A 26,017-nucleotide genomic window follows, 5' to 3' on the forward strand; every position below is an offset into this window, starting at 1 on the left:
CCAGGTGGCACAGAACGAGGTAGCGCGGGCCGGTAACATGCCTGGCACTCGAAAGGAGCTCTCTCGTGCCATATCGCCTCACGGTGATCGGGACCGGATACCTGGGCATCACGCATGCGTCCTGCATGGCGGATCTCGGATTCGACGTCCTGGGCCTCGATATAGACGCCGACAAAGTTCGCCGGCTCAACAGCGGTGAGCTCCCGATCCACGAACCGGGGCTCGAACCCGTTCTCCGCCGTGGACTCGACTCCGGCCGCCTGCGCTTCACCACCTCCTACGAGGAGGCGGCGGCGTTCGGCGACGTGCACTTCGTCTGTGTGGGCACACCGCAGAAGCGCGGCGAGTACGCCGCCGACGTCTCCTACATGGACAGCGCCATCGAGTCGCTGGCCCCGCATCTCGACCGCGAGTGCCTGGTGGTGGGCAAGTCGACGGTGCCGGTGGGCACCGCGGAGCGGCTCGCCGACAAGCTGGCCCGGCTCGCCCCGGCCGGAGCCGAGGTCGAGCTCGCCTGGAACCCCGAGTTCCTGCGTGAGGGCTTTGCCGTGGAGGACACGCTCAGGCCCGACCGCATCGTGATCGGCGTGCGTTCCGAGCGGGCGGAGAAGGTGCTGCGCGACGTCTACCAACCGCTCGGGGAGATCCCGATGGTGGTCACCGACTTCGCGACGTCCGAGCTGGTCAAGACGGCCGCCAACGCGTTCCTCGCCACCAAGATCTCCTTCATCAACGCGATGGCCGAGGTCTGCGAGGCCGCCCACGCCGACGTCACCAAGCTGTCGGAGGCGCTGTCGTACGACGACCGCATCGGCGGCCGGTACCTCAACGCCGGGCTCGGGTTCGGCGGCGGCTGCCTGCCCAAGGACATCCGCGCGTTCATGGCGCGGGCGGGCGAGCTGGGGGCCGACCAGGCGCTGACGTTCCTGCGCGAGGTCGACGCGATCAACCTGCGCCGCCGCACCCGCATGGTGGACCTGGCGCGCGAGCTGGCGGGCGGCTCCTTCCACGGTTGTACGGTCGGCGTGCTCGGTGCCGCCTTCAAGCCGAACTCCGACGACATCCGCGACTCCCCCGCGCTCGACGTGGCCGTCACGATCGGCCAGCAGGGCGGCCAGGTGACCGTGTACGACCCGATCGCCCTGGACAACGCCCGAAAGGCACACCCCGAGCTGCACTACGGCGAATCGGCTCTGGAGGCCGTCCGAGGGGCACATGTGGTGCTCCTGCTCACGGAGTGGCCGGAATTCGTCGACCTGGACCCGGAGCAGCTCGGCCAGGTCGTCGCGACCCGCCGCATCGTCGACGGCCGCAACGCCCTGAACACCGAGACCTGGCGCTCAGCGGGGTGGCACTACCGCGCCCTGGGCCGCCCCTAAAGCACCAATAGCACCAATAGCCCCTGAAGCACCAATACCCCCAAAAGCCCCAATATCCGCTCGCCGGCCGAAAGGCAGCCGCCCAACGGCCGGCCAGCGAGGTGCTAGCCGCCCAGCCGAGCCGCTTCGGCGCGCAGGCGTTCGCCCTTGGCGTGGGCCTGTTCCTTCAGCTCGCCCTGGAACTCCTCCATGCGTTCCCGCAGCTCTGGGTCGGACACCCCCAAGATGCGTACGGCCAGCAGCCCCGCGTTACGCGCCCCACCCACCGCCACAGTGGCCACCGGCACCCCGGCCGGCATCTGGACGATCGATAGCAGCGAGTCCATCCCGTCCAGGTATTTCAGGGGCACCGGCACCCCGATCACCGGCAGCGGCGTCACCGAGGCCAGCATCCCCGGCAGGTGGGCCGCGCCCCCCGCGCCGGCGATGATCACCTTGACGCCGCGCGCCGCGGCCTGACGGCCGTACTCGATCATCTCGGTCGGCATCCGGTGCGCGGAGACCACGTCGGCCTCGAACGGTACGCCGAACTCCGCCACTGCCTCGGCCGCGGCCTTCATCACCGGCCAGTCGGAGTCACTGCCCATCACGATGCCGATCAGCGATCTCACGTGTACTCCCCAGTGGTCAGGTAGACGGCGGCGTGCCTGGCACGAGCGCGTACGGTCTCAAGATCGTCGCCCACGGCGGTCACATGGCCGATCTTGCGGCCGGGCCGGACCTCTTTGCCGTAGAAGTGCAGTTTGATGCCGGGGTCGTGAGCCATCACGTGCTCGTACCGCTTGAACAGGTCGGGGTCGTCACCGCCGAGCAGGTTGGCCATGACGACGACGGGCGCGCTCATCGACGGCGAGCCGAGCGGCAGGTCGAGCACGGCCCGCAGGTGCTGCTCGAACTGCGAAGTGCGGGAGCCGTCGATCGTCCAGTGGCCGCTGTTGTGCGGCCGCATGGCCAGCTCGTTGACCATCAGCCCGTCGGCCGTCTGGAACATCTCCACGGCCAGCAGCCCGGTCACGCCCAGCTCGTGCGCGATCTGCAGCGCGACCCGCTGGGCCTCGGCGGCCTCCTCCGGGTCGAGGCCGGGTGCGGGCGCGAGCACCTCGACGCAGATCCCGTCCTGCTGCACGGTCTCCACGACCGGGTAGCTGACGCCCTGTCCGTGGGGCGAGCGGGCGACGAGTACGGCCAGCTCCCGCTCGAACGGCACGAACGCCTCGGCCATCATCGGCACACCGGTGCTCAGGGCCTCCGCGACCTCGGCGGGAGTCCGGCAGACCCACACCCCGCGGCCGTCGTAGCCGCCCCTGATCGCCTTCAGCACGACCGGCCACCCGTGCTCGGCGGCGAAGGCCGAGACATCGTCGAGGCCCGACACGCGGGCCCAGGCCGGACAGGGCGCGCCGAAGGAGTTCAGCCGCTCGCGCATCACGGCCTTGTCCTGGGCGTGCACCAGCGCGTCGGCCCCGGGCCGCACCGCGTAGCCGTCGGCGGCCAGCGCCCTGATGTGCTCGGTCGGCACGTGCTCGTGGTCGAACGTGATCGCGTGACAGCCCGTGGCGAACTCGCGCAGGTCGGCCAGCTCGCGGTAGTCGCCGAGCCGCGTGTCGACGATGACCCTGGCGGCGCTCTCGTCAGAGGTGTTGGCCAGCACCCGCAACTCGACGCCCAGCGCGATGGCGGACTGCTGCGTCATCCTGGCCAGCTGGCCGGCGCCGACCATGCCGACGACCGGCCCGATTGGACTGTTTGCACTCACGCCAGCTGAGCTTACCCAACCTGCTCAGGCGGGGCCGCGCCGCACGCCCACCGTGGTCAGGCCCTCTGACGCCTTGATCACGCCGGCCAGGACGATGATCTCGGTGTCCTTCTTCAGCGGGTGGGCCAGGGCTGACGCGCCCGCCTTCGGGCGCTGCCGGTAGACGACGCGTAGCGCGTCGAAGACGAGCATGGTGTCGGCCGACAGGGGGAGCGCCATCGTGGGCTGTTCGGGCAGCTCGACGTCGATGTCGAGCCGGTCCGGCCGTACCCGCCCGGGCAGCGCGGCCAGCTCGTCCCGCAGACCACGTACCGGATCCCCTGCCGGGAAGCGTACGCCCGCCACCCCGGCCGGGTCGGTGAGGTAGGTGAGGTGACGCTGCGCCACCACGCGGGCCTGGCTGATCAGCCCCGCGTCGGGGGTGATGGTGGTCGGCGTCTCCGGCGCCGCCCCGCGCGCGGGGATGGGTCCCGCGCCGAGCCGCCAGCGTCCGCCCTCGCGCAGGAACACGAAGTACGCCGGCGACGGCTTACTGGCCAGGGCGGCGAACCAGTCGCCCTCGCCGGGCAGGAAGAAGCCGGGCTCGCTGTAGAGAGCCGGGCGGCCGTTCCGGGTGCCTTCACAGGCACGACCGCCCAGCGTCCTCTCCACCCACGTGGTCAGCTCGGCGACGGCGGCGCAGTCCCGCCGCTTCCATGCCTGGTCGAGCTGGCCGAGCAGCTGGAACGCCTGTTCGGCCGTCGCCTTGTCGACGCTGTGGGCGGCCGCCGGAGCGGAGGTCGGATCCTCGGGGGGCGCCACCGTGGCGACGCCTGTGGTGCCGCAACCGGCCGCCATGACGGTCAGGCCGACGAGCAGGACGAGCAGTCGAAGCGGCACAGGTGAACCCCGAGGGTCGTGGCCGTCTGCGACGGCGGTCCGTCTGAGCCCATCGCCGGTACGTACCGGCGATCTGCCTCCGCAGCGTAACGCCCCAGATTCGTAATTGTCGGGCATAAGGCGATATTTGTAAGCGTGTTGATAGGGGTGGGATGTCATCCGCCATGGCCCACCACCAGCCTGACGGCCGGTACGCTGAAGTGGTCATGACCTGTTTTGCGCCACGACCGGGAAGGGCCGAGTAGCAGACGTGAACTTCGCCAAGGGGCTCTACCAGCGGTTCTCGTCTCTCCTGCACGAGCTGACGAAGTTCGGCACCATTGGCGCCATCGCGTTCGTGGTCGACACCGGTCTCTACAACGTGTTCCTGGCGCTCGGCATGGGTCCGCTGACCTCCAAGGTGGCGGCCACGGTCATCTCGGCGACGTTCGCCTACCTGGGCAACCGCTTCTGGACCTTCCGGCATCGCGAGCAGAGCGGCCTGGGCCGCGAATACTTCCTGTTCTTCCTGCTCAACGGCATCGCCCTGCTGTTCGGGCTGCTGACCATCGGGTTCACCAAATACACCCTGCACCTGCACGACCTGCTCAGCCTCAACATCGCCAACTTCGTCGGCGTCGGCCTCGGCACGCTGTTCCGCTACTGGTCGTACAAGAAGTGGGTGTTCCTGGAGGCCACCGAGCCCATCCCCACGGAGCTGCCCGGGGTCAAGCAGGACCGCTGACCACGCGGGTCCTGTCGTTGTCCTCGGCGTGGCGCAGGAAGATGGCGAAGGTCGCCGGACGGCGGCGTACGAGCTCCAGACGGCCGCCGTCGGCGGCGGCCAGCGCACGGGCCAGCGTCAGCCCCAGGCCGGTGCCCCCGGCCCCGCTGACGTTGCGCTCGAAGACCTTGGGGGCGATGTCGTCGGCGATGCCGGGGCCCTCGTCGGAGACCTCGGTCACCACGTAGTTGTCGCCACTGGTCGTGGTGACGGTGACGGTGCCGCCGCCGTGGCGCAGGGAGTTCTCCAGCAGTGAGGCGATGACCTGGCCGAACCCGCCGGTGGTGGCCAGCGCCCTGAGCCCGCGTGAGCCTTCGAGCAGCAGCGAGCGGCCCTCGCCGCGGAAGACCGGCTCCCACTCGGTGACCTGCTGGACCAGGACCTCGTCGATGCCGACGGGCTTGGCCTGGGCGTGCCGCTGGCGGCGGGCGGCGGCCAGCAGCTCGTCGATCACGGCGGTGAGCCGCTCGGCCTGCACGATGGCCGCCTCCCCCTCCTCACGGACCACCTCCGGCTCCTCGCAGGCGGCGACGATCTCCTCCAGGCGCATGGTGAGGCCGGTGAGCGGGGTGCGGAGCTGGTGGGAGGCGTCGGTGGCGAACTCGCGTTCTCGGGTGAGCAGGTCGGAGATGCGGGTGGCGCTGCGGTCGAGCACCTGGGCCACCCGGTCGAGCTCGGGTATGCCGTAGCGATGTTTGCTGGGCCGGGCGTCCCCGGACCCGAGCCGGTCGGCGATCTTCGCCAGGTCCTGCAAGGGCAGCGTCAAGCGGCGTGACTGCACGATGGCCAGCCCCACCGCCACCGCCAGAGCCGCGACTGCCAGGGCCACGATCAGGAGCAGGCGTGCTCGAACATCCTGCTCCACCTGGTCCCGGTCGCGGCTCACCCGGACATAGATCCCGTTCTCGGACTGGGCGTCCGCGGTCATCTCGTGGCCGGGCGGCGGTGGGGTGCCGACGATGGTCGCCTTGGGCTGGGTGGCGCGCTCGTAGATCTGGATGTAGCGGTCCGGGTACTTCTGTTTGAGTTGCTGAGGATCGAGAGGTGTGTCCTGGATTCGGGCGTACTCGACCTCCCCCACCAGGCGCGTCGCCTCCGCCCTGAGCTCCTGGGCCGCCTCGTCGACGATCAGACGGCTGACCACGATGCCCAGGGGGACCCCCAGCAGCAGGACCGCGATGACCGCGACGAGCAGGGTGGATGTGAGCAGGCGTCGGCGCATCTCCTACTCGCGTTCGAAGCGGAAGCCGACTCCTCGGACGGTGGTGATGTAGCGAGGCTTGGCCGCGTCGTCGCCCAGCTTGCGGCGCAGCCAGGAAATGTGCATGTCCAGGGTCTTGGTGGATCCCCACCAGTTGGTGTCCCACACCTCCCGCATGATCTGCTCACGGGTGACGACCTTGCCCGCGTCACGGACGAGCACGCGCAGCAGGTCGAATTCCTTGGTCGTAAGATGCAGCTCCTTCTCTCCCATCCAGGCTCGGCGGGAGTCGGCGTCGATGCGGACGCCCTGCACCACCGGCGTCTCCGAGGTGCCCCGGCGCAGCAGCGCACGCACTCTGGCGAGCAGCTCGGCGAGCCGGAACGGCTTGGTGACGTAGTCGTCGGCGCCGGCGTCGAGGCCGACGACGGTGTCGACCTCGTCGACGCGGGCGGTGAGTATCAGGACCGGGGTTCCGTGCCCTTCGGCGCGGATCCGGCGTGCGACCTCCAGCCCGTCCATTTCTGGCAGGCCGAGGTCGAGAACGATGAGGTCGATCCCACCCGACAGGGCCCTTTCCAGGGCCTGCGGGCCGTCGGGGCTCACCTCAACCTGATAGCCCTCGCGGCGCAGCGCACGCGCGAGCGGCTCGGAAATCGAGGTGTCATCCTCGGCGAGAAGTACGCAGGTCATAAAGCGATCGTAGGACCTTAGGCGATCGTTTCCCGGTCACAGCGCGCGGTTTGACTCGTCGTTGACCTATCCATTGACCTGGGCAAACACAGATAAATGTCAGTTAGTCCCGCTTAAATTACCGCACTCGCCGGAGACAAAGGCGATTCCCGATCTTGCAGAATCGCAAAACCTTCTGTGCCGCCCGGCGTGTCGCGAAAACGCGCGCGCCCGCCGGGAGTACCGGCGGGCGTGCGAGACGGGCTCGATGGGGATTCAGTCGTCGCTGGAGGGCGGCTCGGCGTAGCGGGCGAGGTAGAGCTGCTCGCCCAGCGCCCTGATCAGGGACAGCTCGGTCTCCAGGTAGTCGATGTGGAGCTCCTCGTCCGCGAGGATGTCCTCGAAGATCCGCGCGGAGGTCGCGTCGCCCTTCTCCCGCATGAGCTGGATGCCCGGCCGCAGCCGGGTCACGACCGACAGCTCCACCTCCAGGTCGGCCCGCAGCTGCTCCTCGACCGTCTGGCCGATGTGCAGGGTGCCGAGGCGCTGGTAGTTGGGCAGTCCCTCAAGGAAAAGGATGCGATCGGTGAGACGCTCGGCGTGGCGCATCTCATCGATGGATTCGGCTCGGGTGTGCTCGGCTAGTTTGGTGTAGCCCCAGTTCTCCTGCATTTTGGCGTGCAGGAAATACTGGTTGATCGCGGTCAACTCCGCGGTGAGCTGCTCGTTGAGCAGCTCGATGATCTGGATGTCGCCCTGCATGAACGGGCTCCTCGTGCTATGCGGTTGCGAGTTCCTCAGACCGCTTCAGGATCGCACATATCTTCCTGACACAAGTCGCACAGTCGCCCCCGGCGCCCGTGGTGTCGCGGATCTGCTTGGCACTCCTCGCGCCCGCGGCGATGCAGTCGTGGACCTCGTTCTCGGTCACGGCACGACAGACACACACGTACATACGGGGACAAGCCTCTCACTACGAAGGGGACACCAAAGGTTAGGCACACCTAAGGTAACCCACTTCGGTAAGGCTTGCCTATGTTAGGTACGACACAGATCAGTGACCCCGGGCGATCCACTCCTCCAAATGCGGCGCCTCGGCCCCGATCGACGTCGAGTCACCGTGGCCGGTGTGCACGACCGTCTCACCGGGCAGCCCCAGCAGCCGCCGGGCGATCGAGTCGACGATGGTGTCGAACGACGAGTAGGACCGGCCGGTCGCGCCGGGCCCGCCCTTGAACAGCGTGTCGCCGCTGAACAGGACGCCGAGGTCGGGGGCGTACAGGCAGACCGCGCCCGGCGCGTGGCCGGGCGTGTGGAGCACCTCCAGCGCGATCCCGCCGACCTCGACCTTCTCACCGTCGGCCAGGGGCTCGTACGGCACCTCCTGGCCGTACACCTGGTCCCAGAGGACCTGGTCGGCCGGGTGCAGCCGGATCGGCGCCCCGGTCAGCTCGGCGAGCTCCTTCGCGGCGTTGATGTGGTCGTTGTGCGCGTGCGTGCAGACCACGGCCTTGACCGTCCGCGGGCCGACGCGGTCGGCGATGGCCCGCGCGTCGTGCGCCGCGTCGATGACGACCACCTCGCGGGCGTCGCCGACCAGCCAGACGTTGTTGTCGACCTCCCACGTGCCGCCGTCGAGCGAGAACGTCCCGGAGGTGATGACTCTGTCGATCATCTAGAGGACCACCACCGAGCGCAGCACCTCGCCGCGGTGCATCTTGGCGAAGGCCTCCTCGACCTCGTCCAGCGCGATGGTCTCCGACACGAACTTGTCGAGCGGGAGCCGCCCCTGCAGGAACAGGTCGATCAGCATGGGGAAGTCGCGCGAGGGCAGGCAGTCGCCGTACCAGGAGGACTTGAGCGAGCCGCCGCGCCCGAACACGTCCAGTAGCGGCAGCTCCAGCGCCATCTCGGGCGTCGGCACGCCGACGAGCACGACCGTGCCGGCCAGGTCGCGGGCGTAGAACGCCTGCTTGTACGTCTCGGGCCGGCCGACGGCCTCGATGACCACGTCGGCGCCGAAGCCGCCGGTGAGGTCGCGAATCGCCTCAACCGGGTCGTTCGCCCGCGAGTTGACCGTGTCGGTGGCGCCGAAGCCGCGGGCCCATTCGAGCTTGTTGTCGTCCACGTCGACCGCGATGATCTTCGCGGCGCCGGCGAGCGACGCGCCCAGGACCGCGGCGTCGCCCACGCCGCCGCAGCCGATGACGGCGACCGTGTCGCCCCTGGAGACGTTGCCCGTGTTGAGCGCGGCCCCGAGCCCGGCCATGACGCCGCAGCCGAGCAGCCCGGCCACCTCGGCGGGCGCGTCGGCGGAGACCTTGGTGCACTGCCCCGCGGCGACCAGCGTCTTGCCCAGGAACGCGCCGATGCCGAGCGCGGGCGAGAGCTCGGTGCCGTCGGCCAGCGTCATCTTCTGGGCGGCGTTGTGGGTGTTGAAGCAGTACCAGGGACGCCCGCGCAGGCAGGCCCGGCACTGGCCGCACACGGCCCGCCAGTTGAGGATCACGAAGTCGCCGGGCGCGACCCCGGTGACGCCCTCGCCCACCGCCTCGACCACGCCCGCGGCCTCGTGCCCGAGCAGGAACGGGAAGTCGTCGTTGATGCCGCCCTCCCGGTAGTGCAGGTCGGTATGGCAGACCCCACAGGCCTTGACGGTCACCACCGCCTCGCCTGGTCCGGGGTCGGGCACGAGCACCGTCTCGACCGATACTTCCTGGCCCTTACCTCGGGCGATGACTCCCTGCACTTCGTACGGCATGGCAGCCATCTTGTGTCAAGGGGATGATCTCCGCAAGGCGTAGGGCTGCACCATCCCGATCCCCCGCGCCGGCCTGCGCCGGATCCTGCGGAGCTCGAAGCCCGTGTCACCGTCGAGACCCTCGGCCAGTTCGGCGTCCACGACGATGGTGCCCGGCCGGGCGATGGCGGTGAGCCGGGCGGCAAGATTTACCGTCGTGCCGAAGACGTCGCCCAGCATGGGCAGGACCGGCCCGTAGGCCAGGCCGATGCGCAGGTCGCCCGGCTCCACCAGGTCGAGCGCGATCGCCGCCGCGTCGGCCGGCGTATGGGCGGTGAACAGGACCTCGTCGCCGAGCGTCTTGACCAGCCGGCCGCCGTGCGCGGCCACCACGTCGGAGGCCCGCGCCTCGAACCCCTCGACCAGCGCGGCCAGCTCCCGCTCGTCGAGTTCGCGGGAGCGCCGGGTGAAGGAGACGAGGTCGGCGAAGCCCACGGCGATCGACACGCGGGCGGGGATGTTCTCCTCGTCGAGGTCGGCGACCGACAGCAGGCGGGTGCCCGCGGCGGCCAGTTGCGCCCGCCAGACGTGGATCAGCACCTGCTCGAAGTCGGGCAGCAGCTGCCGGGCCGTGTCGAGCACCCGGCCGAGGTCGTCGTCGGACGGCCGCTCGCCGGGCGGCAGCATCGCGCCGATCATGATCTCGGCCTGCCACTGGGCCAGCCTGGCCGTGGTCTGGCCGAGCGCGCGGGCCATCCGGATGACGGTCGGCTCGTCGAGCAGGCCGTTGTCGAGCATCCCGCTCACCCGCCGCAGCGCGTCGACGTCACCGTCGGAGAAGGCCACCGCGTCGTCGGCGAGCGAGGCGAAGCCCAGCGCCCGCCAGATGCGCTCGGCCAGCGCCGGCGACACGCCGGCCTCGGCCGACACCTCCGCCTTGGTGTGACGGGCGGGCATGCCGACCAGCAGCCGGTCGATCTCCTCAGCGGTTGGCCTGTTCAATGGCCGTCGATGTCTCCGTCGGAGGCGTCCTCCAGGAGGCGGAACAGGTCGGTCCTGACGTCCTGGATGTGGGGGATGTCGCGCAGCAGGATCTGCCCCCGGTCGCCCGCCGACTCGACGGTGAGCGTGCCGCAGCCGAGGATGCGCTCGAAGAAGGTCTGGTCGGAGCTGACCGTGTTGACCTTGGCCATCGGGATCTCGTCCGTCGACTTGTTGAGCACGCCCATGCTGATCGTGAAGCGGTGGGTGGTCAGCACGTAGCCGGTGTTCTTCCACTGCAGGTACGGCACGAACGACCAGATCGTCAGCAGCAGCACGGCGATGACGCCGACGGCGATCCTGGCGTAGCTGGCGTACTCGAAGCTGCCGGGGATGAGGAAGAGCGCCACGCCCGAGGCGGCGACGATCAGCACGAGCGCGATGAAAGGCACCACGAGCCGCTTCCAGTGCGGGTGGAACGACCTGATGCGTCGCTCACCCTGCGTCAAGTGGTGGTCGGGGAGGGTCATGGGCAAATGGTGTCACCTCCGCGCCCTCGCGGCTACGAGGACGCGCGAACGTGGACGACGTCGCCCGCGCTCAATGTGTGCCGCTGGCCGTTGGCGGTCACCTGGAGGTGTCCGGCCTGGTCGATACCGGTCGCCTCGCCGGTCAGCACCTGGTCGCCGGGCAGCTCGATCCGTACCTGCCGCCCGATGGTGGCGCTCGACGCCTGGTAGGCGGCGCGCAGGCCGCACGCGTCGGCGTCGCCGCCCGCCTCGGACCAGTCGCGGTAGTGCCTCTCGACCTCCCTGAGCACGGCCCTGAGCAGCGGATCCCGGTCCACGCACGCGGCCTGCTCGATGGCCAGCGAGGTCGCCGTCTCCACGGGGAGCTCTTCGGGCTTGAGCGAGACGTTCAGGCCCATCCCGATGACCACGGCGTCCTCTGCCCGCTCGGCCAGGATCCCGGCCAGTTTGCGCTCACCGATCAGCAGGTCGTTCGGCCACTTGAGCCGTACGTCCACCTCGGCCAGCCGGCGCACGGCCGAGGCCGCCGCCACGCCGAACAGCAGCGCCAGCCATCCCTGCGCGGCTATGGGCACCTGCGGGCGGAGCAGTGCGGAGACGGTCAGTCCTGAGCGCGGCGGCGCGATCCAGGTGCGGCCCAGCCTGCCCCGGCCGGCCACCTGCGACTCGGCGACCAGGACCCGGCCCTCCTCGGCGCCCTGTCTCGCGGTCTCGGCGAGGTCGGCGTTGGTCGAGCCGGTGCTCTCGACGACGGTCACGCCGGTCCACAGGCTGCCGGGGCGTACGAGGGCGCGGTTGAGCGCCGCCTCGGACAGGGGCGGGCGGTCGAGGTCGGAGTAGCGGGAGTCCGGCATTCCTCCATCTTCGCCCAAGGTCGGCTGTCCTCTGACGCCCCACGCGGGTGAAGATGGGGAGATGAGCAGACGTCTGGATCCACGTAACTGGGCCTCGTGGCGACCGTTCGGCCTCGGGTTGCGCAAGCCGAACAACTATCTGGAACTGCTGAAGGCGTTTCGATCGGTCAAGGGCAACAGGCGTTACGCCTGGCGGATTCTCCAGCAGGGCACGTGTGACGGGTGCGCGCTGGGCACGCGGGGCATGCGCGACTGGACGATGGACGAGATCCACCTGTGCAACATCCGGCTGCGGCTGCTGCCGCTGAACACGATGCCGGCGCTCGACGTCTCGCTGCTGGGCGACGTCTCCGGGCTGGCCGGTAAGAAGAGCGCCGAGTTGCGGGAACTGGGTCGGCTTCCGTACCCCATGCTCCGGCGGTCCGGAGAGCCGGGTTTCCGGCGGATCTCGTGGGATGAGGCGCTGGGCGTGGCCGCCGGCGGGCTGCGGGAGGCGCGCTTCGGCGCCTACCTGACCAGCCGTGGCATGCCGAACGAGAACTACTACGTGGCGCAGAAGGCGGTCCGCGCGCTGGGCACCAACAGCGTGGACAACGCTGCGCGCATCTGCCACTCCCCCTCGACCGTCGCGCTCAAGCAGACGATCGGCGCGGCGGCCACCACCTGCTCCTACACCGACTGGATCGGCTCCGACCTGATCGTCTTCATCGGGTCGAACCCGTCCAACAACCAGCCTGTGGCGATGAAGTACCTCTATCACGCCAAGAAGGCCGGCACCCGCGTGGCCATGGTCAACGCCTACCGCGAGCCCGGCATGGACCGCTACTGGGTGCCGTCGAACGCCGAGTCGGCGGTGTTCGGGACGAAGATCACCGACGAGTTCTTCGGCGTGAACGTGGGCGGTGACATCGGCTTCCTCAACGGCGTGCTCAAGCACCTGATCGAGAACGACTGGGTGGACAAGGCGTTCGTCGACCAGCGGACCTCCGGCTTCGAGGAGGTACGCCAGGCGCTGGCGGGGCAGTCGTGGGAGGAGCTGGAGGCGCTGTCCGGGGCGACCCGCGACGAGATGCTCCGGCTGGCCCGGCTGCTCGGCGAGGCGAAGTCGGCGGTGCTGGTCTGGTCGATGGGCATCACGCAGCACGCCTTCGGCGAGGACAACGTCCGGTCGATCGTGAACCTGGCCCTGGCGCGCGGGTTCCTGGGCCGCGACAGCTGCGGGCTGATGCCGATCCGCGGGCACAGCGGGGTGCAGGGCGGGGCCGAGATGGGCGCGTACGCCACCGGCCTGCCAGGCGGCCTGCCGATCACCCCAGAAAACGCCGCAAGATTTACCGATATTTGGGGATTTGAGGTGCCGACGGCGCCGGGTCTGACCGCGACCGACATGATCGACGCGGCCCACTCGGGCGACCTCGACGCGCTCATCTCCTCGGGCGGCAACTTCCTGGAGGTGCTGCCCGATCCCGGCTACTGCCGGGAGGCGCTGTCCCGGCTCAAGCTCCGGGTGCACATCGACATCGTGCTGTCCTCGCAGATGCTGGTGCCGTCCGAGGGCGACGTACTGCTGCTGCCCGCCCAGACCCGCTACGAGATGACCGGCGGGGTGACCGAGACGTCCACCGAGCGCCGGATCATCTTCTCGCCCGAGATCGAGGGTCCCCGGATCGGCGAGGCATGGCCGGAGTGGAAGATCTTCGGCGAACTAGCCGCCCACACAAACCCCGAAATTTCGGCAAAAGTCCGCTTCACCGGGACCTCGCGGATCCGCGAGGAGATCGAGCAGGCGGTGCCGTTCTACCAGGGCATATCCGGCCTCAAGGCGTTCGGCGACAACGTCCAGTACGGCGGGCGCCACCTGTTCGCCGACGGCCGCTTCAACACCCCTGACGGGCGCGGCGTGTTCTCCGCCGTCGAGCCGCCCGCGCTGGAGCGCCCCGACGGCACGTTCATGGTGGCCACGCGGCGCGGCAAGCAGTTCAACAGCATGGTCCACGAGCGCCTGGACGGCTTCAACGGCGCGATGCGCGAGGCCGTGCTGATGAGCCCCTATGACGCCGACCGCCTCGGCCTGCCCGACGGCACTCCGGTCGAGCTGCGTTCGGGCGAGCGTACGTATGGGGGCAAAGTCCTCCGCGCGCCGCTGATGCCGGGCAACCTGCAGATCCACTGGCCGGAGGGCAACGTACTCCTCGACGAGACCAGACGCTCACCCCAGGCCAGGATCCCCGACTACAACGCGCTCGTCACTGTGCGGCGGCTATGACCGACCGGCTGACCCGCGTGGGTCCCACCACCCGTATCCGCGTCCGCGAGCTGTCCGGCTCCACGGTCCGCGACCGGCGCGACGACCTCGCCACCGAGGAGCCGCTGGAGATCCGCCTGACCGCGCTGGACGGGACGCGCAAGACCGTCGCCATCACCATGCGCACCCCCGGCCACGACTTCGAGCTGGCCGCCGGGTTCCTGCACGGCGAGGGCCTGGTCAAGCCCGGCGGCATCGCGGCCATCGCGTACTGCGTCGACGAGGACCTCCCGCCGGAGGCCCGCTACAACACGGTCACCGTACGCCTGCACGGCCCCATCCCCGACCTGCCCACGCTGGACCGCCACTTCCTCACCTCCAGCGCCTGCGGCGTGTGCGGCTCGGCCAGCCTCGACGACCTGCACGACCGCTGCGCGCCGCTCCCCCGCGGCACCCTCACCCTCACCCCCGAGATCCTGTACGGCCTGCCGGACGCGCTGCGGGCCGGCCAGGGCGTCTTCGGCAAGACGGGCGGGCTGCACGCGGCCGGCCTGTTCCGGCCCGACGGGACGCTGGTGGCGCTCAGGGAGGACGTGGGCCGGCACAACGCGGTGGACAAACTGGTCGGCTGGGCATCACTTGGCCAACGGCTCCCGCTGACCGAGCATGTGCTGATGGTCAGCGGCCGGGCCAGCTACGAGATCATGCAGAAGGCCCTGACCGCGGGCGTACCGGCCGTGTGCGCGGTGTCTGCCCCCTCGTCACTGGCCGTTGACCTGGCCAGGGAGTTCGGCATGACGCTCGTCGGGTTCCTGCGCGGGCAGCGGTGCAACGTGTACGCGGGTCAGGAGCGAGTATTAGTGGAATGAAGCGTTCCGTTCTGCTATTGTTGGAACAGAACAACCCGTTCCGACAAGGAGCCCCTGATGAGCGTTCACCCCTTCCGCGTCGAGATCCCCCAGGCCGACCTCGACGACCTGCGGACCCGCCTCGCCATGACCCGCTTCACCGACGAGATCGCGGACGCCGACCAGGGCGTGGGCGTGGCGCGGGTCCGCCGCCTGGTCGGCCACTGGCTTGACGGCTTCGACTGGCGGGCCCAGGAGGCCAGGCTCAACGCCTACCCGCAGTTCACCACGGAGATCGACGGGCAGAACATCCACTTCATCCACGTCCGCTCGTCTTCGGCTGACGCTCTTCCCCTGATTCTGACCCACGGCTGGCCGGGCTCGATCGTCGAATACCTCGACGCCATCGAACCGCTGTCGCGGCACTTCCACCTCGTCGTGCCCTCGCTCCCCGGCTACGGCTTCTCCGGCCCGACCACCGAGCTGGGCTGGGACAACCAGCGCATCGCCCGAGCCTGGGCCGAGCTGATGTCCCGCCTGGGCTACGACCGCTATGGCGCGGTGGGCAACGACGCGGGCTCGATGATCTCCCCCGAACTCGGCCGGCTCGCCCCCAACAGCGTCGTCGGCGTCCATGTGACGCAGCTGTTCTCCTTCCCCTCCGGCGACCCGGCCGAGTTCGCGAACCTGAGTCAGGAGGACCAGGCCGGTCTGGCCGTACTCGACTGGTTCTGGAAGGAGAAGGGCGCCTTCAACGTCCTGCAGTCGCAGCAGCCGCAGACGCTCGCCCACGCCATCACCGACTCACCCGCCGGGCTGCTCGGCTGGCTCGCCCAGCTCTTCGACGAGGACCTGGACGACGACTTCGTGCTGGCCAACGCGGCGATCCACTGGTTCACCGGCACCGCCGGCTCGGCCCTGCGCCTGTACTGGGAGAACGCCCGCGCCGAGACGCCGAAGGAGCCCACGACGGTGCCGACGGCGCTGGCCATGGCGGAGGGCGACTTCAAGTCCATCCGCGCGTTCGCCGAGCGCGACCACACCGGCATCGTCTCCTGGAAGACCCTGGAAGCCCCGGCCCACGGCCACTACACGGCCCACACCGCCACAGAGGCCGTCACCGCCGACATCCGTGCCTTCTTCGAGAGCCTCGGCTGAGGTCAGCCGGTGTTCTGCAGGCCCGCCGCCACCCCGTTGACCGACAGCAGGAGCAGGGTCGACAGGCGTTCGCGTTCGTGGTCCGACAGGGTGCCGGTGCGCATGGCCGTCAGCGCGCGTAGCTGCAGGTGGGACAGCGCGTCCACGTACGGGTCGCGGAGCTGGACGGCGCGGGAGAGGACCTTGCGGTTCTCCAGGAGGCGGGTGTGGCCGGTGACGCGCAGCACCAGGCCGCGGGTCCGGTCATACTCCTCCATGACCTGGCGGGCGAAGTCGTCGCGGCCGCCGAGTGCCAGGTAGCGTTCGGCGATCGATCTGTCGGTCTTGGCCAGCGACATCTCCGCGTTGTCGAGCAGCGCGTTGAACAGCGGCCATTCGGCGTAGGCCGCCTTCAGCTCGTCGAGTGAGGCGACCGCGGCCAGGCCGGTGCCCAGGCCGTACCAGCCGGGCAGGTTGACCCGGGTCTGGGCCCAGGCGAAGACCCAGGGGATGGCGCGCAGGTCGTCGAGCGAGCGGGGGGCGCCGAGGCCGCGGCGGGCGGGGCGGGAGCCGAGGCGCAGGGAGCCGATCTCCTCCAGCGGGCTGACCAGGGCGAACCACTCCGGGAAGCCGGGGGCCTCGGTGAGCGAGCGGTAGGCCTGCTCCGAGGCCGTGGCCACCTGCTCGGCGAGCGAGCGGAAGCGGTCTGCCGCGGCGGCGGTCCGGGAGCCGACCGAGGGTGAGGAGGCCATCAGCACCGCGTTGGTGACCTGCTCCAGGTGGCGGCGGGCGATGGCGATGTGGCCGTAGCGGGCGAAGATGACCTCGCCCTGCTCGGTGACCTTGAAGCGGCCGGCGACCGATCCGGGCGCCTGGGCGAGCACCGCGCGGTTGGCGGGGCCGCCGCCACGGCCGAGCGCGCCGCCGCGGCCGTGGAACATGCGCAGCTTGACGTCGTGCTTCAGCGCCCAGGCGGTCAGCTGCTCCTGTGCCTCGTACAGGCGCAGTGTCGCGGCGGCCGGGCCGAGCTCCTTGGCCGAGTCGGAGTAGCCGAGCATGATCTCCATGCGTCTGCCGTTGGCGGCCAGCCGCTCGCGCATCGGCGGCAGCTCCAGCATGCCGGACAGCACGTCCGGGGAGTTGGCCAGGTCCTGGCCCGACTCGAACAGCGGCACCACGTCGAGCACGGGCGCGCGCGAACCGAGCGCGTGCTCGGCCAGCTCGTAGACGGCGGCGATGTCGTCGGCGGAGCGGGTGAAGGAGACGACGTAGCGGGAGCAGGCCGTGACGCCGAACCGCTCCTGGATCCAGGCGATCACCCGGATCGTGGCCAGCACCTCTTCGGTGCGCTCCGACAGCTCGCCGCCCGCCCTGATCTCCTCCAGCGCGGCCGCGTGCACCTGGGAGTGCTGGCGTACCTCCAGCTCGGCCAGGTGGAAGCCGAACGTCTCGACCTGCCAGATGAGCTGCTGCAGCTCCCCGTACGCCTGACGCGCGGCGTGGCCGGAGAGCGAGTCCTGGGCCAGGCGCAGGTCGGCGAGCAGCTCGGCCGGGGCGCGGTAGGCGAGGTCGAGGTCACGGCGGAGGGTGGCGGCGATGCGGGCGGCCACGAACATCAGCCACTGCCGGTGCGGCTCGCGCGGCGAGCGGGTGGCCATCTCCGAGACCACCTCGGGATGGGCGTCGACGGCCGCGGCCAGCGCCGACCTGAGCTCTGGCGACGGCGGCGCGAACTGCTCGGCCGAGGTGAGCGTGCGGGCGATGCGCGTGCAGGCCGTCTCGAGGGCGGTCAGCACGTGGTCGGACTGAATCTGTACGGTCTCGCGGGTGACCTTGGCGGTCACGTTGGGGTTGCCGTCGCGGTCGCCGCCGATCCAGCTGCCGTAGCGGATGAAGGGCCTGGCCAGCGGCGGGCGGGTGCCGGTGCCCTCGCCGAGCGCCGCGTCGAGCGAGCGGTAGACCTGCGGCACCATGCGGAACAGCGTCTCGTCGAAGGCGGCCATGGCGGTGCGTACCTCGTCGAGCGGGTCGAGCTTGGTGGAGCGCAGCTGGGCCGTACGCCACAGCAGGTCGATCTCCTCCAGCAGCCGCCGGCGGCTCTCGGCGCGCTCGGAGGCGCCGCGCCCGGCGGCGTTGTACTCGCTGAGCTGGCCGCTGACCCGCTGGATCGCGGTGACGACCGCGCGCCGGCGCGCCTCCGTCGGGTGCGCGGTCAGGACCGGGTGCAGCTCGAGCCCTTCGACCAGCTCGGCGACGCGCTCGTGGCCCAGCTCGTGTACGGCCTGAGCCAGCGACTCCCGCTCCACTCGGCCCTCGGTGTCACGTTCGCGCAGGATGCGGATGCGGTAGTGCTCCTCGGCCAGGTTGGCCAGATGGAAGTAACAGGTGAACGCGCGGGCGATCTGCACGGCCCGGTCGATCTCCCACTGCGCGACCATGTCCGTGATCTCGTCACCGGTGACCTCGCCCCTGCGGGCGGCGATCACCGCCTTGCGCAGGCGTTCGACGTCAGCCAGCAGATCCTCGCCGCCCTGCTCGGCGATCACCTGCCCGAGCAGCTTGCCGAGCAATCGCACATCATTGCGCAGCTCATCGGGCATCTCGGTGACCGCGGCGCTGCGACGCTCAATCCCCTGGTCAATCATGCTTCAAAGGTATCCACAAGCGTGGAATGTCCGTAAGGCGGTCTCACGTATTGGACTAGACCAATGGTCAAGTGGGTCGAGATACCGCGGCTAGCAGCTCGGGGAGGCGGGGGAAGCCGATCTTCGCGCCGAGCCGCCGGCCCAGCACCTCGGCCAGCAGCCCGTAGAACGGCGCGAGCACGGACACCCAGAGCAGCCCGAAGAGCAGTGGCACCACGAACGGCACCGCCAGGAGGGAGATGCCCAGCAGCGCGCCCAGGCCGGAGACGAACGCCTGGCCGCCCTGACCGGGCGCGGCCCCGCTGAAGGCGTTCATCCGTTCGGGCATGGTGTACGGGATGACGACGCTGGTCACGGAGCCGACGCCGAACCCGGTCCCGAGCGCGCCCAGGCCGATGAGCACCGCCGGGACGATCCCCTCCGGGTGTCCGGCGAACAGCCCGGCGGCGACGGCGATCAGCGTGAGCAGTGGCGTCGCGACCAGCGCGCCGGCCAGGTGGCGGCCGGCCAGATCGGTGCTGAGGCCGCGCTCGGAGCCGATGGTCATGGCGTTCATCCAGAGTGAGCGGCCGTCGATGCCGAAGGAGTTGGCCGCCTGCAGGGCGATCATCATCCCGGCCGTCGCGGTGAGCAGGATCGGCGTGGCCGCCCCTGCGTCTCCGGTACGGGTGACCGAGAAGCCCAGCACGATGGCCACCAGGACGGCGGAGAACCAGCCGACCCGGTAGCGGGGCTCACGGGTGATGTATTTGAGCTCCTTGGTGACCACGGCGGCCAGCGGCCCACTCGGCACGAACCGGTCGACCAGGCCGCTCCCCCTGCGTACGGAGGCCGCGCGGGTGGAGGAGTCGGGTGTGACCAGGGCCCGGCTCAGCGCCTTGATCCACAGCCAGCCGGCCACCACGACCACGAGGGCCACCACGACGAGCTCGGCCAGGCCGGTCAGGCCGCCGTCGGCCATCGCGTGCGCGGCCATGCCCGAGGGCGTCCACCTGAGCAGGGCCGCGACCTGGCGCAGCATCCCCGCCGGGTCGCCGATGTTGCTGTTGAGCAGCAGGTTCGGCAGTTGCGCGAGCAGCACGACGAAGATCGCGGCCACGGCCAGCACGTCCCGGCCGCGCCTGGTGCGCAGGGCGCTGGACAGCGCCGTGGTGACCAGCCGGGAGGCGACCAGGCAGAGCGCGAACTGCAGGAGCACGGCGACGATCCCGAGCAGCACGCCGCCGACGCCGGTGGCGAGCCCCGCCAGGGCGCCCGCCGTGATGATCAGGGTGGCCAGCGGCCAGACACCGGTGGCGGAGGCGGTGAACATGCCGACCGCGAGCCGGTGGGTGGGCAGCGGGAACAGCGACAGCCGCGCCGGGTCGAGCGTGTCGTCCAGGCCGAACGCCAGCAGCGGCACGACCATCCAGCCGATGAGCATGGCCGAGAACACCACGACGACGATCGACGCCGCGATCTCGTGCGGCGCCAGCCGGAGCAGGCTCATGAGCAGGAAGCCGATGACGCTCACGAACACGGACATGACGAGGGTGAAGATGAAGCCGAGCTTGCGCTGTATGTCACCGCGCAGGTTGCCGGCCAGCAGGCGGAGCTTGAGCTGGGCGAAGAGCGCGACGGTGTTCACGCCGGCTCCTCTCCCCGCCCAAGCTTGCCGCGCCCGAGCCAGGTCAAACCCGAGTCGCCGTTGTCGCGCGGACCGCCGACCAGCTCCAGGAACGCCTGGTTGAGGCTGCGTCCGGCGCGTACCTTCTCCAGCGGGCCCTGCGCCACGATGTGCCCGGCGCTCATCACCGACACCCAGTCGCAGAGCCGCTCGACGAGGTCCATCACGTGGCTGGAGAAGATGACGGTCGAGCCCGAGGCGGTGAAGCGCCGCAGCACCTCGGTGAGCGTGTTGGCGCTGACCGGATCGACACCCTCGAACGGCTCGTCCAGGAAGAGCACGGACGGATTGTGCAGCAGCGCCGCCGCCAGGCCGATCTTCTTGCGCATGCCGGTGGAGTAGTCGACGACGAGCTTGTCGGCGGCGTCGGCCAGGTCCATCACCCGCAGCAGTTCCTCGGCGCGCTGCTCGACGTCGGCCTTGGCGATGCCGCGCAGCCTGCCGTTGTAGAGGAGTAACTCGCGGCCCGACAGGCGTTCGAACAGCCGCAGCCCCTCGGGCAGCACCCCGATGCGGGACTTGACCTCGACGGGATCGCGCCACACGTTGAAGCCGTCGATCTCGGCCTGGCCGCCGTCGGGGCGGAGCAGCCCGGTGATCATGCTCAGGGAAGTCGTCTTGCCGGCGCCGTTGGGGCCGACGAGCCCGGCGAAGCTGCCCGCCGGGACCACGAGGTCGATGCCGGCCACCGCGATCTGCGGGCCGTATCGCTTGAACAGGCCGTGCGTGTGAACCGCCTCCGTCATGGATCCACTGTAGGAGCCGGGTTACTGTTGCGCGCATGACTGCTGCCGAGGCCGTACCGGACCCGCCGGACATACACACCACCGCCGGGAAAATCGCCGACCTCGAGCGCCGGCTCGACGAGGCGGTCCACGCCGGGTCGGCGGCGGCCGTGGCCAAGCAGCGCGACAAGGGCAAGATGACCGCGCGGGAGCGGGTGCTGGCCCTGCTCGATGAGGACTCGTTCGTGGAGTTCGACGAGTTCGCCAGGCACCGGTCCACGATGTTCGGGCTGGAGAGCAGGCGACCGTACGGCGACGGCGTGATCACCGGTCACGGCACGATCGACGGGCGCCAGGTGTGCGTGTTCTCGCAGGACGTGACCGTGTTCGGCGGCTCGCTCGGCGAGGTCTACGGCGAGAAGATCGTCAAGGTGCTCGACCTGGCGCTGAAGACCGGCTGCCCGATCATCGGCATCAACGAGGGCGGCGGCGCCCGCATCCAGGAGGGCGTGGTCGCGCTCGGCCTCTACGCCGAGATCTTCAAGCGCAACGTGCACGCCTCGGGGGTGATCCCGCAGATCTCGCTCATCATGGGCGCCGCGGCAGGCGGGCACGTCTACTCCCCCGCGCTGACCGACTTCGTGGTGATGGTCGACCAGACGTCGCAGATGTTCATCACCGGGCCCGACGTGATCAAGACCGTGACCGGCGAGGAGGTCACGTTCGAGGAGCTCGGCGGCGCGCACACGCACAACACCAAGTCGGGCGTGGCCCACTACCAGGCCACCGACGAGAGCGACGCGCTCGACTACGTCAAGGCGCTGCTGTCCTACCTGCCCTCCAACAACCTGGACGAGGCGCCGGTGTTCGAGGGCGCCGGTGATCTGGAGCCGGATCCCGAGCTCGACCTGCTGATCCCCGACTCGGCGAACCAGCCCTACGACATGCACCGGGTGATCGAGCACGTGCTCGACGACGGTGAGTTCCTGGAGGTCCACGCGCTGTTCGCGCCCAACCTGGTGGTCGGGTACGGCCGGGTCGACGGGCGGGCGGTGGGCGTGGTGGCCAACCAGCCCATGCATTTCGCCGGGTGCCTGGATATCAACGCCTCCGAGAAGGCGGCCCGCTTTATTCGAACATGTGATGCTTTTAATATCCCGATCCTGACTTTTGTAGATGTCCCGGGATTCCTCCCAGGGACCGATCAGGAATGGAACGGAATCATCCGCCGCGGGGCCAAGCTCCTCTACGCCTACGCCGAGGCGACCGTGCCACTGGTGACGGTCATCACCCGCAAGGCGTACGGTGGGGCGTACGACGTCATGGGGTCCAAGCACCTGGGCGCCGACGTCAACCTGGCGTGGCCCACAGCGCAGATCGCGGTCATGGGCGCGCAGGGTGCCGTCAACATCCTCTACCGGCGCGAGCTCAGCGCGGCGGGCGACGATGCCGACGCCGAGCGGGCCAGGCTGGTGACCGAATATGAGGACACGCTGGCCAACCCGTACATCGCGGCCGAGCGCGGCTACGTCGACGCGGTGATCCGACCCGCCGAGACCCGGGCTCAGGTCGTCAGGGCGCTGCGGGCGCTACGGAACAAGCGAGCCTCGCTGCCGCCGAAGAAGCATGGGAACATCCCGCTATGAACGCCTATCTGCGGATCGTTCGCGGTGACGCCACGCCGGAGGAACTCGCCGCCCTCGTGGCCGTCCTCGCGACGCGGCGGGCCGCGCCGGAGCCGGCGGTCGTACCGCGGCGTCAAACATGGCGAAACCCGGCGAGAGCGATGCGTAAGGCAGCCGTACAGGGGAAGTCGAGTTGGCGGATGAGCGCCCTTCCCTAGATAGATCCCGGGAATCGGGTGTCAAGTTCTCGAGGAGTTGGGACTATCTAGAGAAAGTAGGCGTATATAGTCAGCCGATCAACTAACCGCGGCCTGGAGGACACATGGCCATCCCAGACCTCATGCCGCATGCTGTGGCAGCGAAGTACGCCGTCCTGGTGGACGTCGGTTATCTCTATGCTGCCGCAGGCGAAGTGCTGCTGGGCGCCAAGGAGCGCAAAGAATATCGAGTGGCCGCCGATGAACTGATCCAGAGTCTACAGAAACATGCGCTGGAACGTATATCTGGCGAACTGCTGCGGATCTATTGGTATGACGCCGCTCGCGACCGGGTGCCGACCGTCGATCAGCGGGTCATCGCCCAGTTGCCCTGGGTCAAGGTACGTCTTGGCAACCTGAACGCCCGTGGCCAGCAGAAGGGCGTGGACGCGCAGATCAGGAGTGATCTGGAGGCCCTGGCCCGGCATCATGCGGTGACTGACACGATCTTGCTCGCCGGAGACGAGGACATGGTCCCCGCGGTGGAGGCGGCGCAGGCGTACGGGGTGCGCATCCACTTGTGGGGCGTCGAGCCGCCGTACGGCACCAACCAGGCCGAACGGCTGGTTTGGGAGTCGGACACCGTGGAAGTGATCACTGCTGAATTCCTGAGGCCCTTTTTCAGTCGCGCTCCGCAACCCGTTCCGGTCGCACCGCCGGTCACCGCTCCGTCGCCCGCGCAGGTGTTCGCCGGGCGCGCGCCCGTCAAACCGCACGTCAAGCCCGGCCAGGTGGCCAAGCTCGGGCCCAGCCGGCCACGGGTCGAGGACGTGGGCGAGCACGTGGCACAGAAGTGGATCCTCACGCGTGGCCGCGACAACATCCGCGACCTGCTGCCGGGGCCGATCCTGCCGACGGTCATCGACACCGAGCTGCTCATCGAGGCGGAGAAGGAGCTCGGCCACTCGTTGCGGCCGTTCCCCGAGGCGCGGGTGTGGCTGCGCGACGGGTTCTGGGCGCGGGTCTACCGGGAGTTCGACCTGGGTGTGGGCGTCTCGTCCAAGTGACGTCTGATTTCCGCTGGTCGGCCGGTTTGACCTGCTGACCAGCGGTTTAACGATCAGGTCCGATTCCCGCCAGTCGAGCGGCCGGGCGAACGCATACGCTCGGTGTCATGTCACCACTTGAGCTCGACTTCGACTCCTGCTACCGGGCGGTAGCCGCCCGGGACGCCCGATTCGACGGACGCTTCTACACGGCGGTGACCTCGACGCGGATCTACTGCCGTCCGATCTGCCCGGCTCGCACGCCGGCCTCGCGCAACGTGCGGTTCTACCGGCACGCGGCGTCTGCGGAGGCGGCGGGCTTCCGCCCGTGCAAGCGCTGCCGCCCGGAGCTCTCCCCCGGCGATCCGGGGTGGGACCTGCGCGGTGACCTCATCGGGCGGGCGCTGCGGCTGATCGACGACGGGGCCGCCGACGAGCGCGGAGTGGCTGGGCTGGCCACGCGGCTGCACATCACCGAGCGCCACCTGCACCGGCTGTTCGTGGCCGAGCTGGGCGTGGGGCCGCTGGCGGTGGCCAGGACCAAGCGGCTGCTGCTGGCCAAGCAACTGCTGACCGAGACGCGGCTGCCGGTCACCGAGGTGGCGTTCGCGGCCGGGTTCGGGAGCGTGCGGCAGTTCAACGCCACGATGCGGGAGACGTACGGGTTCACGCCCAGCGAGCTGCGCGCGACCGCGGGCGGCCCTTCAGGCCCCTCAAGCCCCACAGGCCCCTCCGTTTCCGCGCCGCCGGCGGTCGAGGTCGTGGCCGGGCCCGCGACACTCCGGTTGCGCCTGCACCGGCGGGAGCCGTACGACATCGCGGGCGTGCTCTCCTTCCTGACCTCGCGCGCGATCCCCGGCTTGGAGGTGGCGAGCCCGACGTCCTACAGCCGGGCCGTCCCCGGCGGGACGATCACGCTCACCCCCGAGCCCGGCCACATCGCGCTCGACGTCGCCGTGGACGACACCCGGCAGCTGGCCCGCATCGTGGCCCGCTGCCGCCGCCTGCTCGACCTCGACGCCGACCCCGACGCCATCGCGGCCGCGCTGGGCGAGACCTCGCTGCGCCCGCTCATCGAGTCCCGGCCCGGGCTGCGGGTGCCGGGCACGTTCGACGGCTTCGAGCTGGCCGTACGCGCGGTCGTGGGCCAGCAGATCTCCGTCGCGGGCGCCCGCACCCTGCTCGGCCGGATCGTCGAGCGAGCCGGGCGGCTCACCGAGCGCCCCGGCTTGACCCACCTGTTCCCCACTGCCGCGGAGCTGCTGGAGGCGGACCTCACGGGACTGGGGCTCACCAACCGCCGCGTCGCGACGCTCAAGGAGCTGGCCATCGCCGTCTCCGAGGGCCGGATCGACCTCGACGGCGGCCAGGATCCGGGCGAGGCCGTGGCCGAGTTGCTCGACGTTCCCGGCATCGGCCCCTGGACCGCCAGCTACGTCGCGCTGCGCGCCCTGCGCGACCCCGACGCCTGGCCCATCGGCGACCTGGTGCTCAAGAAGCGCATGGCCTGCCTGGGCATTCCCGACGACCACATCGAACGGTGGCGGCCCTGGCGGGCCTACGCCGCCCTGCATCTCTGGAGCTCCTCATGATCGACGCCCAAGTCCTGCCGACCCCGATCGGCCCGCTGTCCCTGCTGTGCCGCGACGGCGTACTGGTCGCGGCCGGCTTCACCGCCGACCCCTCGGACATGTTCGCCCGGCTGTCGCCCGCGCTGCAGGCCGAAGGGCTGGACGTGGTCGACGATCTCGGCGCCGCCGCGCAGGCCGTACGCGACTACCTGGACGGCGACCTCCTGGCCCTGGACGCCATCCCGGTCGAGCAGCCGGGCACGGCCACCCGCAAGCGCCTGCACCAGGCGCTCCGCGAGGTCAAGCCGGGCACCACGGTGACGTACGCCGAGCTGGCCGAACGCGCCGGCATGCCCAGGACGGCGGCCCGCGCGGCCGGGTCGGCCTGCTCCCAGAACCTCATCGCCCCCTTCGTCCCCTGCCACCGGGTGCTGCCCGGCTCGGGCGGCTATGGCGGCTACTACTACGGCGTACCGGTCAAGGAGTGGCTGCTCGCCCACGAGTCCGGCCGGCTCTAGCAACTCCCCGTCATGGCGCGGCAGCGCTCTGTACGATTG

At 70.0% G+C, this 26,017-nt stretch carries 25 protein-coding genes; 10 read left to right on the forward strand and 15 right to left on the reverse strand.

What is annotated here, in order from left to right; genetic code table 11:
- The first annotated feature begins 65 nt into the window (after window positions 1-65).
- The gene (locus tag ACQP2T_RS53600; RefSeq protein ID WP_433512489.1) at window positions 66-1,379 is read left to right on the forward strand and encodes a UDP-glucose dehydrogenase family protein; all 1,314 of its coding nucleotides are present in this window, start codon (window positions 66-68) and stop codon (window positions 1,377-1,379) included.
- Between the two features lie 104 nt (window positions 1,380-1,483).
- On the opposite strand, the gene purE is transcribed toward ACQP2T_RS53600, so the two are convergent.
- From purE to ACQP2T_RS53615, 3 genes are read right to left on the reverse strand one after another with little or no spacing between them, the layout of a single operon-like run.
- A complete protein-coding gene (gene purE, locus ACQP2T_RS53605) occupies window positions 1,484-1,966 on the reverse strand; it encodes a 5-(carboxyamino)imidazole ribonucleotide mutase (RefSeq protein WP_433519949.1) in 483 nt (160 codons plus the stop codon).
- Between the two features lie 20 nt (window positions 1,967-1,986).
- Complete coding sequence (locus ACQP2T_RS53610) at window positions 1,987-3,099, reverse strand: 5-(carboxyamino)imidazole ribonucleotide synthase (RefSeq protein ID WP_433519950.1); 1,113 nt, start codon at window positions 3,097-3,099, stop codon at window positions 1,987-1,989.
- A 60-nt stretch (window positions 3,100-3,159) separates the two neighbouring features.
- Entirely contained in the window at window positions 3,160-4,014 is an 855-nt protein-coding gene (locus tag ACQP2T_RS53615) for a hypothetical protein (RefSeq protein WP_433512490.1), read from the reverse strand.
- Between the two features lie 250 nt (window positions 4,015-4,264).
- Between ACQP2T_RS53615 and ACQP2T_RS53620 the strand changes: the two genes are divergently transcribed.
- Window positions 4,265-4,738, forward strand: coding sequence for a GtrA family protein (locus ACQP2T_RS53620; RefSeq protein WP_357948851.1), 474 nt, complete (start codon window positions 4,265-4,267; stop codon window positions 4,736-4,738).
- Here the strand turns inward: ACQP2T_RS53620 and ACQP2T_RS53625 are convergent.
- From ACQP2T_RS53625 to ACQP2T_RS53665, 9 genes are all read right to left on the reverse strand, one after another.
- Window positions 4,722-5,999: an ATP-binding protein gene (locus ACQP2T_RS53625; RefSeq protein WP_433512491.1), complete on the reverse strand. Its 1,278-nt coding sequence runs from the start codon at window positions 5,997-5,999 to the stop codon at window positions 4,722-4,724. The two genes, ACQP2T_RS53620 and ACQP2T_RS53625, sit on opposite strands and share 17 nt — an antisense overlap.
- A gap of 3 nt (window positions 6,000-6,002) precedes the next feature.
- Window positions 6,003-6,671 (reverse strand): response regulator transcription factor, encoded by a 669-nt coding sequence (locus tag ACQP2T_RS53630; protein ID WP_043620820.1) that lies wholly within the window; start codon window positions 6,669-6,671, stop codon window positions 6,003-6,005.
- A gap of 255 nt (window positions 6,672-6,926) precedes the next feature.
- Entirely contained in the window at window positions 6,927-7,412 is a 486-nt protein-coding gene (gene bfr, locus ACQP2T_RS53635) for a bacterioferritin (RefSeq protein WP_433512492.1), read from the reverse strand.
- Between the two features lie 16 nt (window positions 7,413-7,428).
- A complete protein-coding gene (locus tag ACQP2T_RS53640) occupies window positions 7,429-7,605 on the reverse strand; it encodes a (2Fe-2S)-binding protein (RefSeq protein ID WP_357651140.1) in 177 nt (58 codons plus the stop codon).
- 99 nt (window positions 7,606-7,704) lie between these two features.
- The gene (locus ACQP2T_RS53645; protein ID WP_433512493.1) at window positions 7,705-8,325 is read right to left on the reverse strand and encodes an MBL fold metallo-hydrolase; all 621 of its coding nucleotides are present in this window, start codon (window positions 8,323-8,325) and stop codon (window positions 7,705-7,707) included.
- The gene (locus ACQP2T_RS53650) at window positions 8,326-9,411 is read right to left on the reverse strand and encodes an S-(hydroxymethyl)mycothiol dehydrogenase (protein ID WP_433512494.1); all 1,086 of its coding nucleotides are present in this window, start codon (window positions 9,409-9,411) and stop codon (window positions 8,326-8,328) included. It lies immediately after the preceding gene.
- Window positions 9,412-9,426: 15 nt separating this feature from the next.
- A complete protein-coding gene (locus ACQP2T_RS53655) occupies window positions 9,427-10,347 on the reverse strand; it encodes an adenylate/guanylate cyclase domain-containing protein (protein ID WP_433519951.1) in 921 nt (306 codons plus the stop codon).
- 41 nt (window positions 10,348-10,388) lie between these two features.
- A complete protein-coding gene (locus ACQP2T_RS53660) occupies window positions 10,389-10,901 on the reverse strand; it encodes a PH domain-containing protein (protein ID WP_433512495.1) in 513 nt (170 codons plus the stop codon).
- A 32-nt stretch (window positions 10,902-10,933) separates the two neighbouring features.
- Window positions 10,934-11,755 (reverse strand): biotin--[acetyl-CoA-carboxylase] ligase, encoded by an 822-nt coding sequence (locus ACQP2T_RS53665; RefSeq protein WP_433512496.1) that lies wholly within the window; start codon window positions 11,753-11,755, stop codon window positions 10,934-10,936.
- 61 nt (window positions 11,756-11,816) lie between these two features.
- On the opposite strand from ACQP2T_RS53665, the gene ACQP2T_RS53670 reads away from it, so the two are divergent.
- The 3 genes from ACQP2T_RS53670 to ACQP2T_RS53680 are packed head-to-tail and all read left to right on the forward strand — an operon-like array spanning window position 11,817 to window position 16,006.
- Window positions 11,817-14,021, forward strand: coding sequence for an FdhF/YdeP family oxidoreductase (locus ACQP2T_RS53670; protein WP_433512497.1), 2,205 nt, complete (start codon window positions 11,817-11,819; stop codon window positions 14,019-14,021).
- A complete protein-coding gene (gene fdhD / locus ACQP2T_RS53675; protein ID WP_433512498.1) occupies window positions 14,018-14,869 on the forward strand; it encodes a formate dehydrogenase accessory sulfurtransferase FdhD in 852 nt (283 codons plus the stop codon). The genes ACQP2T_RS53670 and fdhD overlap by 4 nt, the downstream gene beginning before the upstream one ends.
- A gap of 57 nt (window positions 14,870-14,926) precedes the next feature.
- A complete protein-coding gene (locus ACQP2T_RS53680) occupies window positions 14,927-16,006 on the forward strand; it encodes an epoxide hydrolase family protein (RefSeq protein ID WP_433512499.1) in 1,080 nt (359 codons plus the stop codon).
- Between the two features lie 2 nt (window positions 16,007-16,008).
- Here ACQP2T_RS53680 and ACQP2T_RS53685 read toward each other — a convergent pair whose 3' ends face one another.
- The 3 genes from ACQP2T_RS53685 to ACQP2T_RS53695 all read right to left on the reverse strand — a co-directional run bounded on the left by ACQP2T_RS53685 (window position 16,009) and on the right by ACQP2T_RS53695 (window position 21,042).
- Window positions 16,009-18,630: a phosphoenolpyruvate carboxylase gene (locus ACQP2T_RS53685; RefSeq protein ID WP_433512500.1), complete on the reverse strand. Its 2,622-nt coding sequence runs from the start codon at window positions 18,628-18,630 to the stop codon at window positions 16,009-16,011.
- A gap of 67 nt (window positions 18,631-18,697) precedes the next feature.
- Window positions 18,698-20,257 carry a hypothetical protein gene (locus ACQP2T_RS53690; RefSeq protein WP_433512501.1) on the reverse strand — a complete coding sequence of 520 codons (1,560 nt, stop codon included), beginning with the start codon at window positions 20,255-20,257 and terminating at the stop codon, window positions 18,698-18,700.
- Window positions 20,254-21,042 carry an ABC transporter ATP-binding protein gene (locus tag ACQP2T_RS53695; RefSeq protein ID WP_433512502.1) on the reverse strand — a complete coding sequence of 263 codons (789 nt, stop codon included), beginning with the start codon at window positions 21,040-21,042 and terminating at the stop codon, window positions 20,254-20,256. The genes ACQP2T_RS53690 and ACQP2T_RS53695 overlap by 4 nt, the downstream gene beginning before the upstream one ends.
- Before the next feature lie 35 nt (window positions 21,043-21,077).
- Between ACQP2T_RS53695 and ACQP2T_RS53700 the strand changes: the two genes are divergently transcribed.
- The 5 genes from ACQP2T_RS53700 to ACQP2T_RS53720 all read left to right on the forward strand — a co-directional run bounded on the left by ACQP2T_RS53700 (window position 21,078) and on the right by ACQP2T_RS53720 (window position 25,978).
- Window positions 21,078-22,667 (forward strand): acyl-CoA carboxylase subunit beta, encoded by a 1,590-nt coding sequence (locus tag ACQP2T_RS53700; protein ID WP_433512503.1) that lies wholly within the window; start codon window positions 21,078-21,080, stop codon window positions 22,665-22,667.
- Entirely contained in the window at window positions 22,664-22,864 is a 201-nt protein-coding gene (locus ACQP2T_RS53705; protein ID WP_433512504.1) for an acyl-CoA carboxylase subunit epsilon, read from the forward strand. The genes ACQP2T_RS53700 and ACQP2T_RS53705 overlap by 4 nt, the downstream gene beginning before the upstream one ends.
- 104 nt (window positions 22,865-22,968) lie before the next feature.
- Window positions 22,969-23,910: an NYN domain-containing protein gene (locus ACQP2T_RS53710; protein ID WP_225293467.1), complete on the forward strand. Its 942-nt coding sequence runs from the start codon at window positions 22,969-22,971 to the stop codon at window positions 23,908-23,910.
- A 107-nt stretch (window positions 23,911-24,017) separates the two neighbouring features.
- A complete protein-coding gene (locus ACQP2T_RS53715; RefSeq protein ID WP_433512505.1) occupies window positions 24,018-25,481 on the forward strand; it encodes an AlkA N-terminal domain-containing protein in 1,464 nt (487 codons plus the stop codon).
- Window positions 25,478-25,978, forward strand: coding sequence for a methylated-DNA--[protein]-cysteine S-methyltransferase (locus ACQP2T_RS53720; RefSeq protein ID WP_433512506.1), 501 nt, complete (start codon window positions 25,478-25,480; stop codon window positions 25,976-25,978). The genes ACQP2T_RS53715 and ACQP2T_RS53720 overlap by 4 nt, the downstream gene beginning before the upstream one ends.
- Window positions 25,979-26,017 lie beyond the last annotated feature (39 nt).

The organism is Nonomuraea sp. CA-143628, assembly GCF_050942315.1.
In the GTDB taxonomy this organism is placed as follows: Bacteria; Actinomycetota; Actinomycetes; order Streptosporangiales; family Streptosporangiaceae; genus Nonomuraea.

Bases quoted from the DNA above. Each gene is read 5' to 3' on its own strand.
- ACQP2T_RS53640 (WP_357651140.1), bottom strand. From the start codon at position 7,605: ATGTACGTGTGTGTCTGTCGTGCCGTGACCGAGAACGAGGTCCACGAC.
- ACQP2T_RS53700 (WP_433512503.1), top strand. From the start codon at position 21,078: ATGACTGCTGCCGAGGCCGTACCGGACCCGCCGGACATACACACCACC.
- ACQP2T_RS53660 (WP_433512495.1), bottom strand. From the start codon at position 10,901: ATGACCCTCCCCGACCACCACTTGACGCAGGGTGAGCGACGCATCAGG.
- ACQP2T_RS53715 (WP_433512505.1), top strand. From the start codon at position 24,018: ATGTCACCACTTGAGCTCGACTTCGACTCCTGCTACCGGGCGGTAGCC.
- ACQP2T_RS53630 (WP_043620820.1), bottom strand. From the start codon at position 6,671: ATGACCTGCGTACTTCTCGCCGAGGATGACACCTCGATTTCCGAGCCG.
- ACQP2T_RS53665 (WP_433512496.1), bottom strand. From the start codon at position 11,755: ATGCCGGACTCCCGCTACTCCGACCTCGACCGCCCGCCCCTGTCCGAG.
- bfr (WP_433512492.1), bottom strand. From the start codon at position 7,412: ATGCAGGGCGACATCCAGATCATCGAGCTGCTCAACGAGCAGCTCACC.
- ACQP2T_RS53705 (WP_433512504.1), top strand. From the start codon at position 22,664: ATGAACGCCTATCTGCGGATCGTTCGCGGTGACGCCACGCCGGAGGAA.
- ACQP2T_RS53695 (WP_433512502.1), bottom strand. From the start codon at position 21,042: ATGACGGAGGCGGTTCACACGCACGGCCTGTTCAAGCGATACGGCCCG.
- ACQP2T_RS53685 (WP_433512500.1), bottom strand. From the start codon at position 18,630: ATGATTGACCAGGGGATTGAGCGTCGCAGCGCCGCGGTCACCGAGATG.
- ACQP2T_RS53645 (WP_433512493.1), bottom strand. From the start codon at position 8,325: ATGATCGACAGAGTCATCACCTCCGGGACGTTCTCGCTCGACGGCGGC.
- ACQP2T_RS53680 (WP_433512499.1), top strand. From the start codon at position 14,927: ATGAGCGTTCACCCCTTCCGCGTCGAGATCCCCCAGGCCGACCTCGAC.
- ACQP2T_RS53655 (WP_433519951.1), bottom strand. From the start codon at position 10,347: ATGCCCGCCCGTCACACCAAGGCGGAGGTGTCGGCCGAGGCCGGCGTG.
- purE (WP_433519949.1), bottom strand. From the start codon at position 1,966: ATGGGCAGTGACTCCGACTGGCCGGTGATGAAGGCCGCGGCCGAGGCA.
- ACQP2T_RS53610 (WP_433519950.1), bottom strand. From the start codon at position 3,099: ATGGTCGGCGCCGGCCAGCTGGCCAGGATGACGCAGCAGTCCGCCATC.
- ACQP2T_RS53625 (WP_433512491.1), bottom strand. From the start codon at position 5,999: ATGCGCCGACGCCTGCTCACATCCACCCTGCTCGTCGCGGTCATCGCG.
- ACQP2T_RS53650 (WP_433512494.1), bottom strand. From the start codon at position 9,411: ATGCCGTACGAAGTGCAGGGAGTCATCGCCCGAGGTAAGGGCCAGGAA.
- ACQP2T_RS53720 (WP_433512506.1), top strand. From the start codon at position 25,478: ATGATCGACGCCCAAGTCCTGCCGACCCCGATCGGCCCGCTGTCCCTG.
- fdhD (WP_433512498.1), top strand. From the start codon at position 14,018: ATGACCGACCGGCTGACCCGCGTGGGTCCCACCACCCGTATCCGCGTC.
- ACQP2T_RS53670 (WP_433512497.1), top strand. From the start codon at position 11,817: ATGAGCAGACGTCTGGATCCACGTAACTGGGCCTCGTGGCGACCGTTC.
- ACQP2T_RS53710 (WP_225293467.1), top strand. From the start codon at position 22,969: ATGGCCATCCCAGACCTCATGCCGCATGCTGTGGCAGCGAAGTACGCC.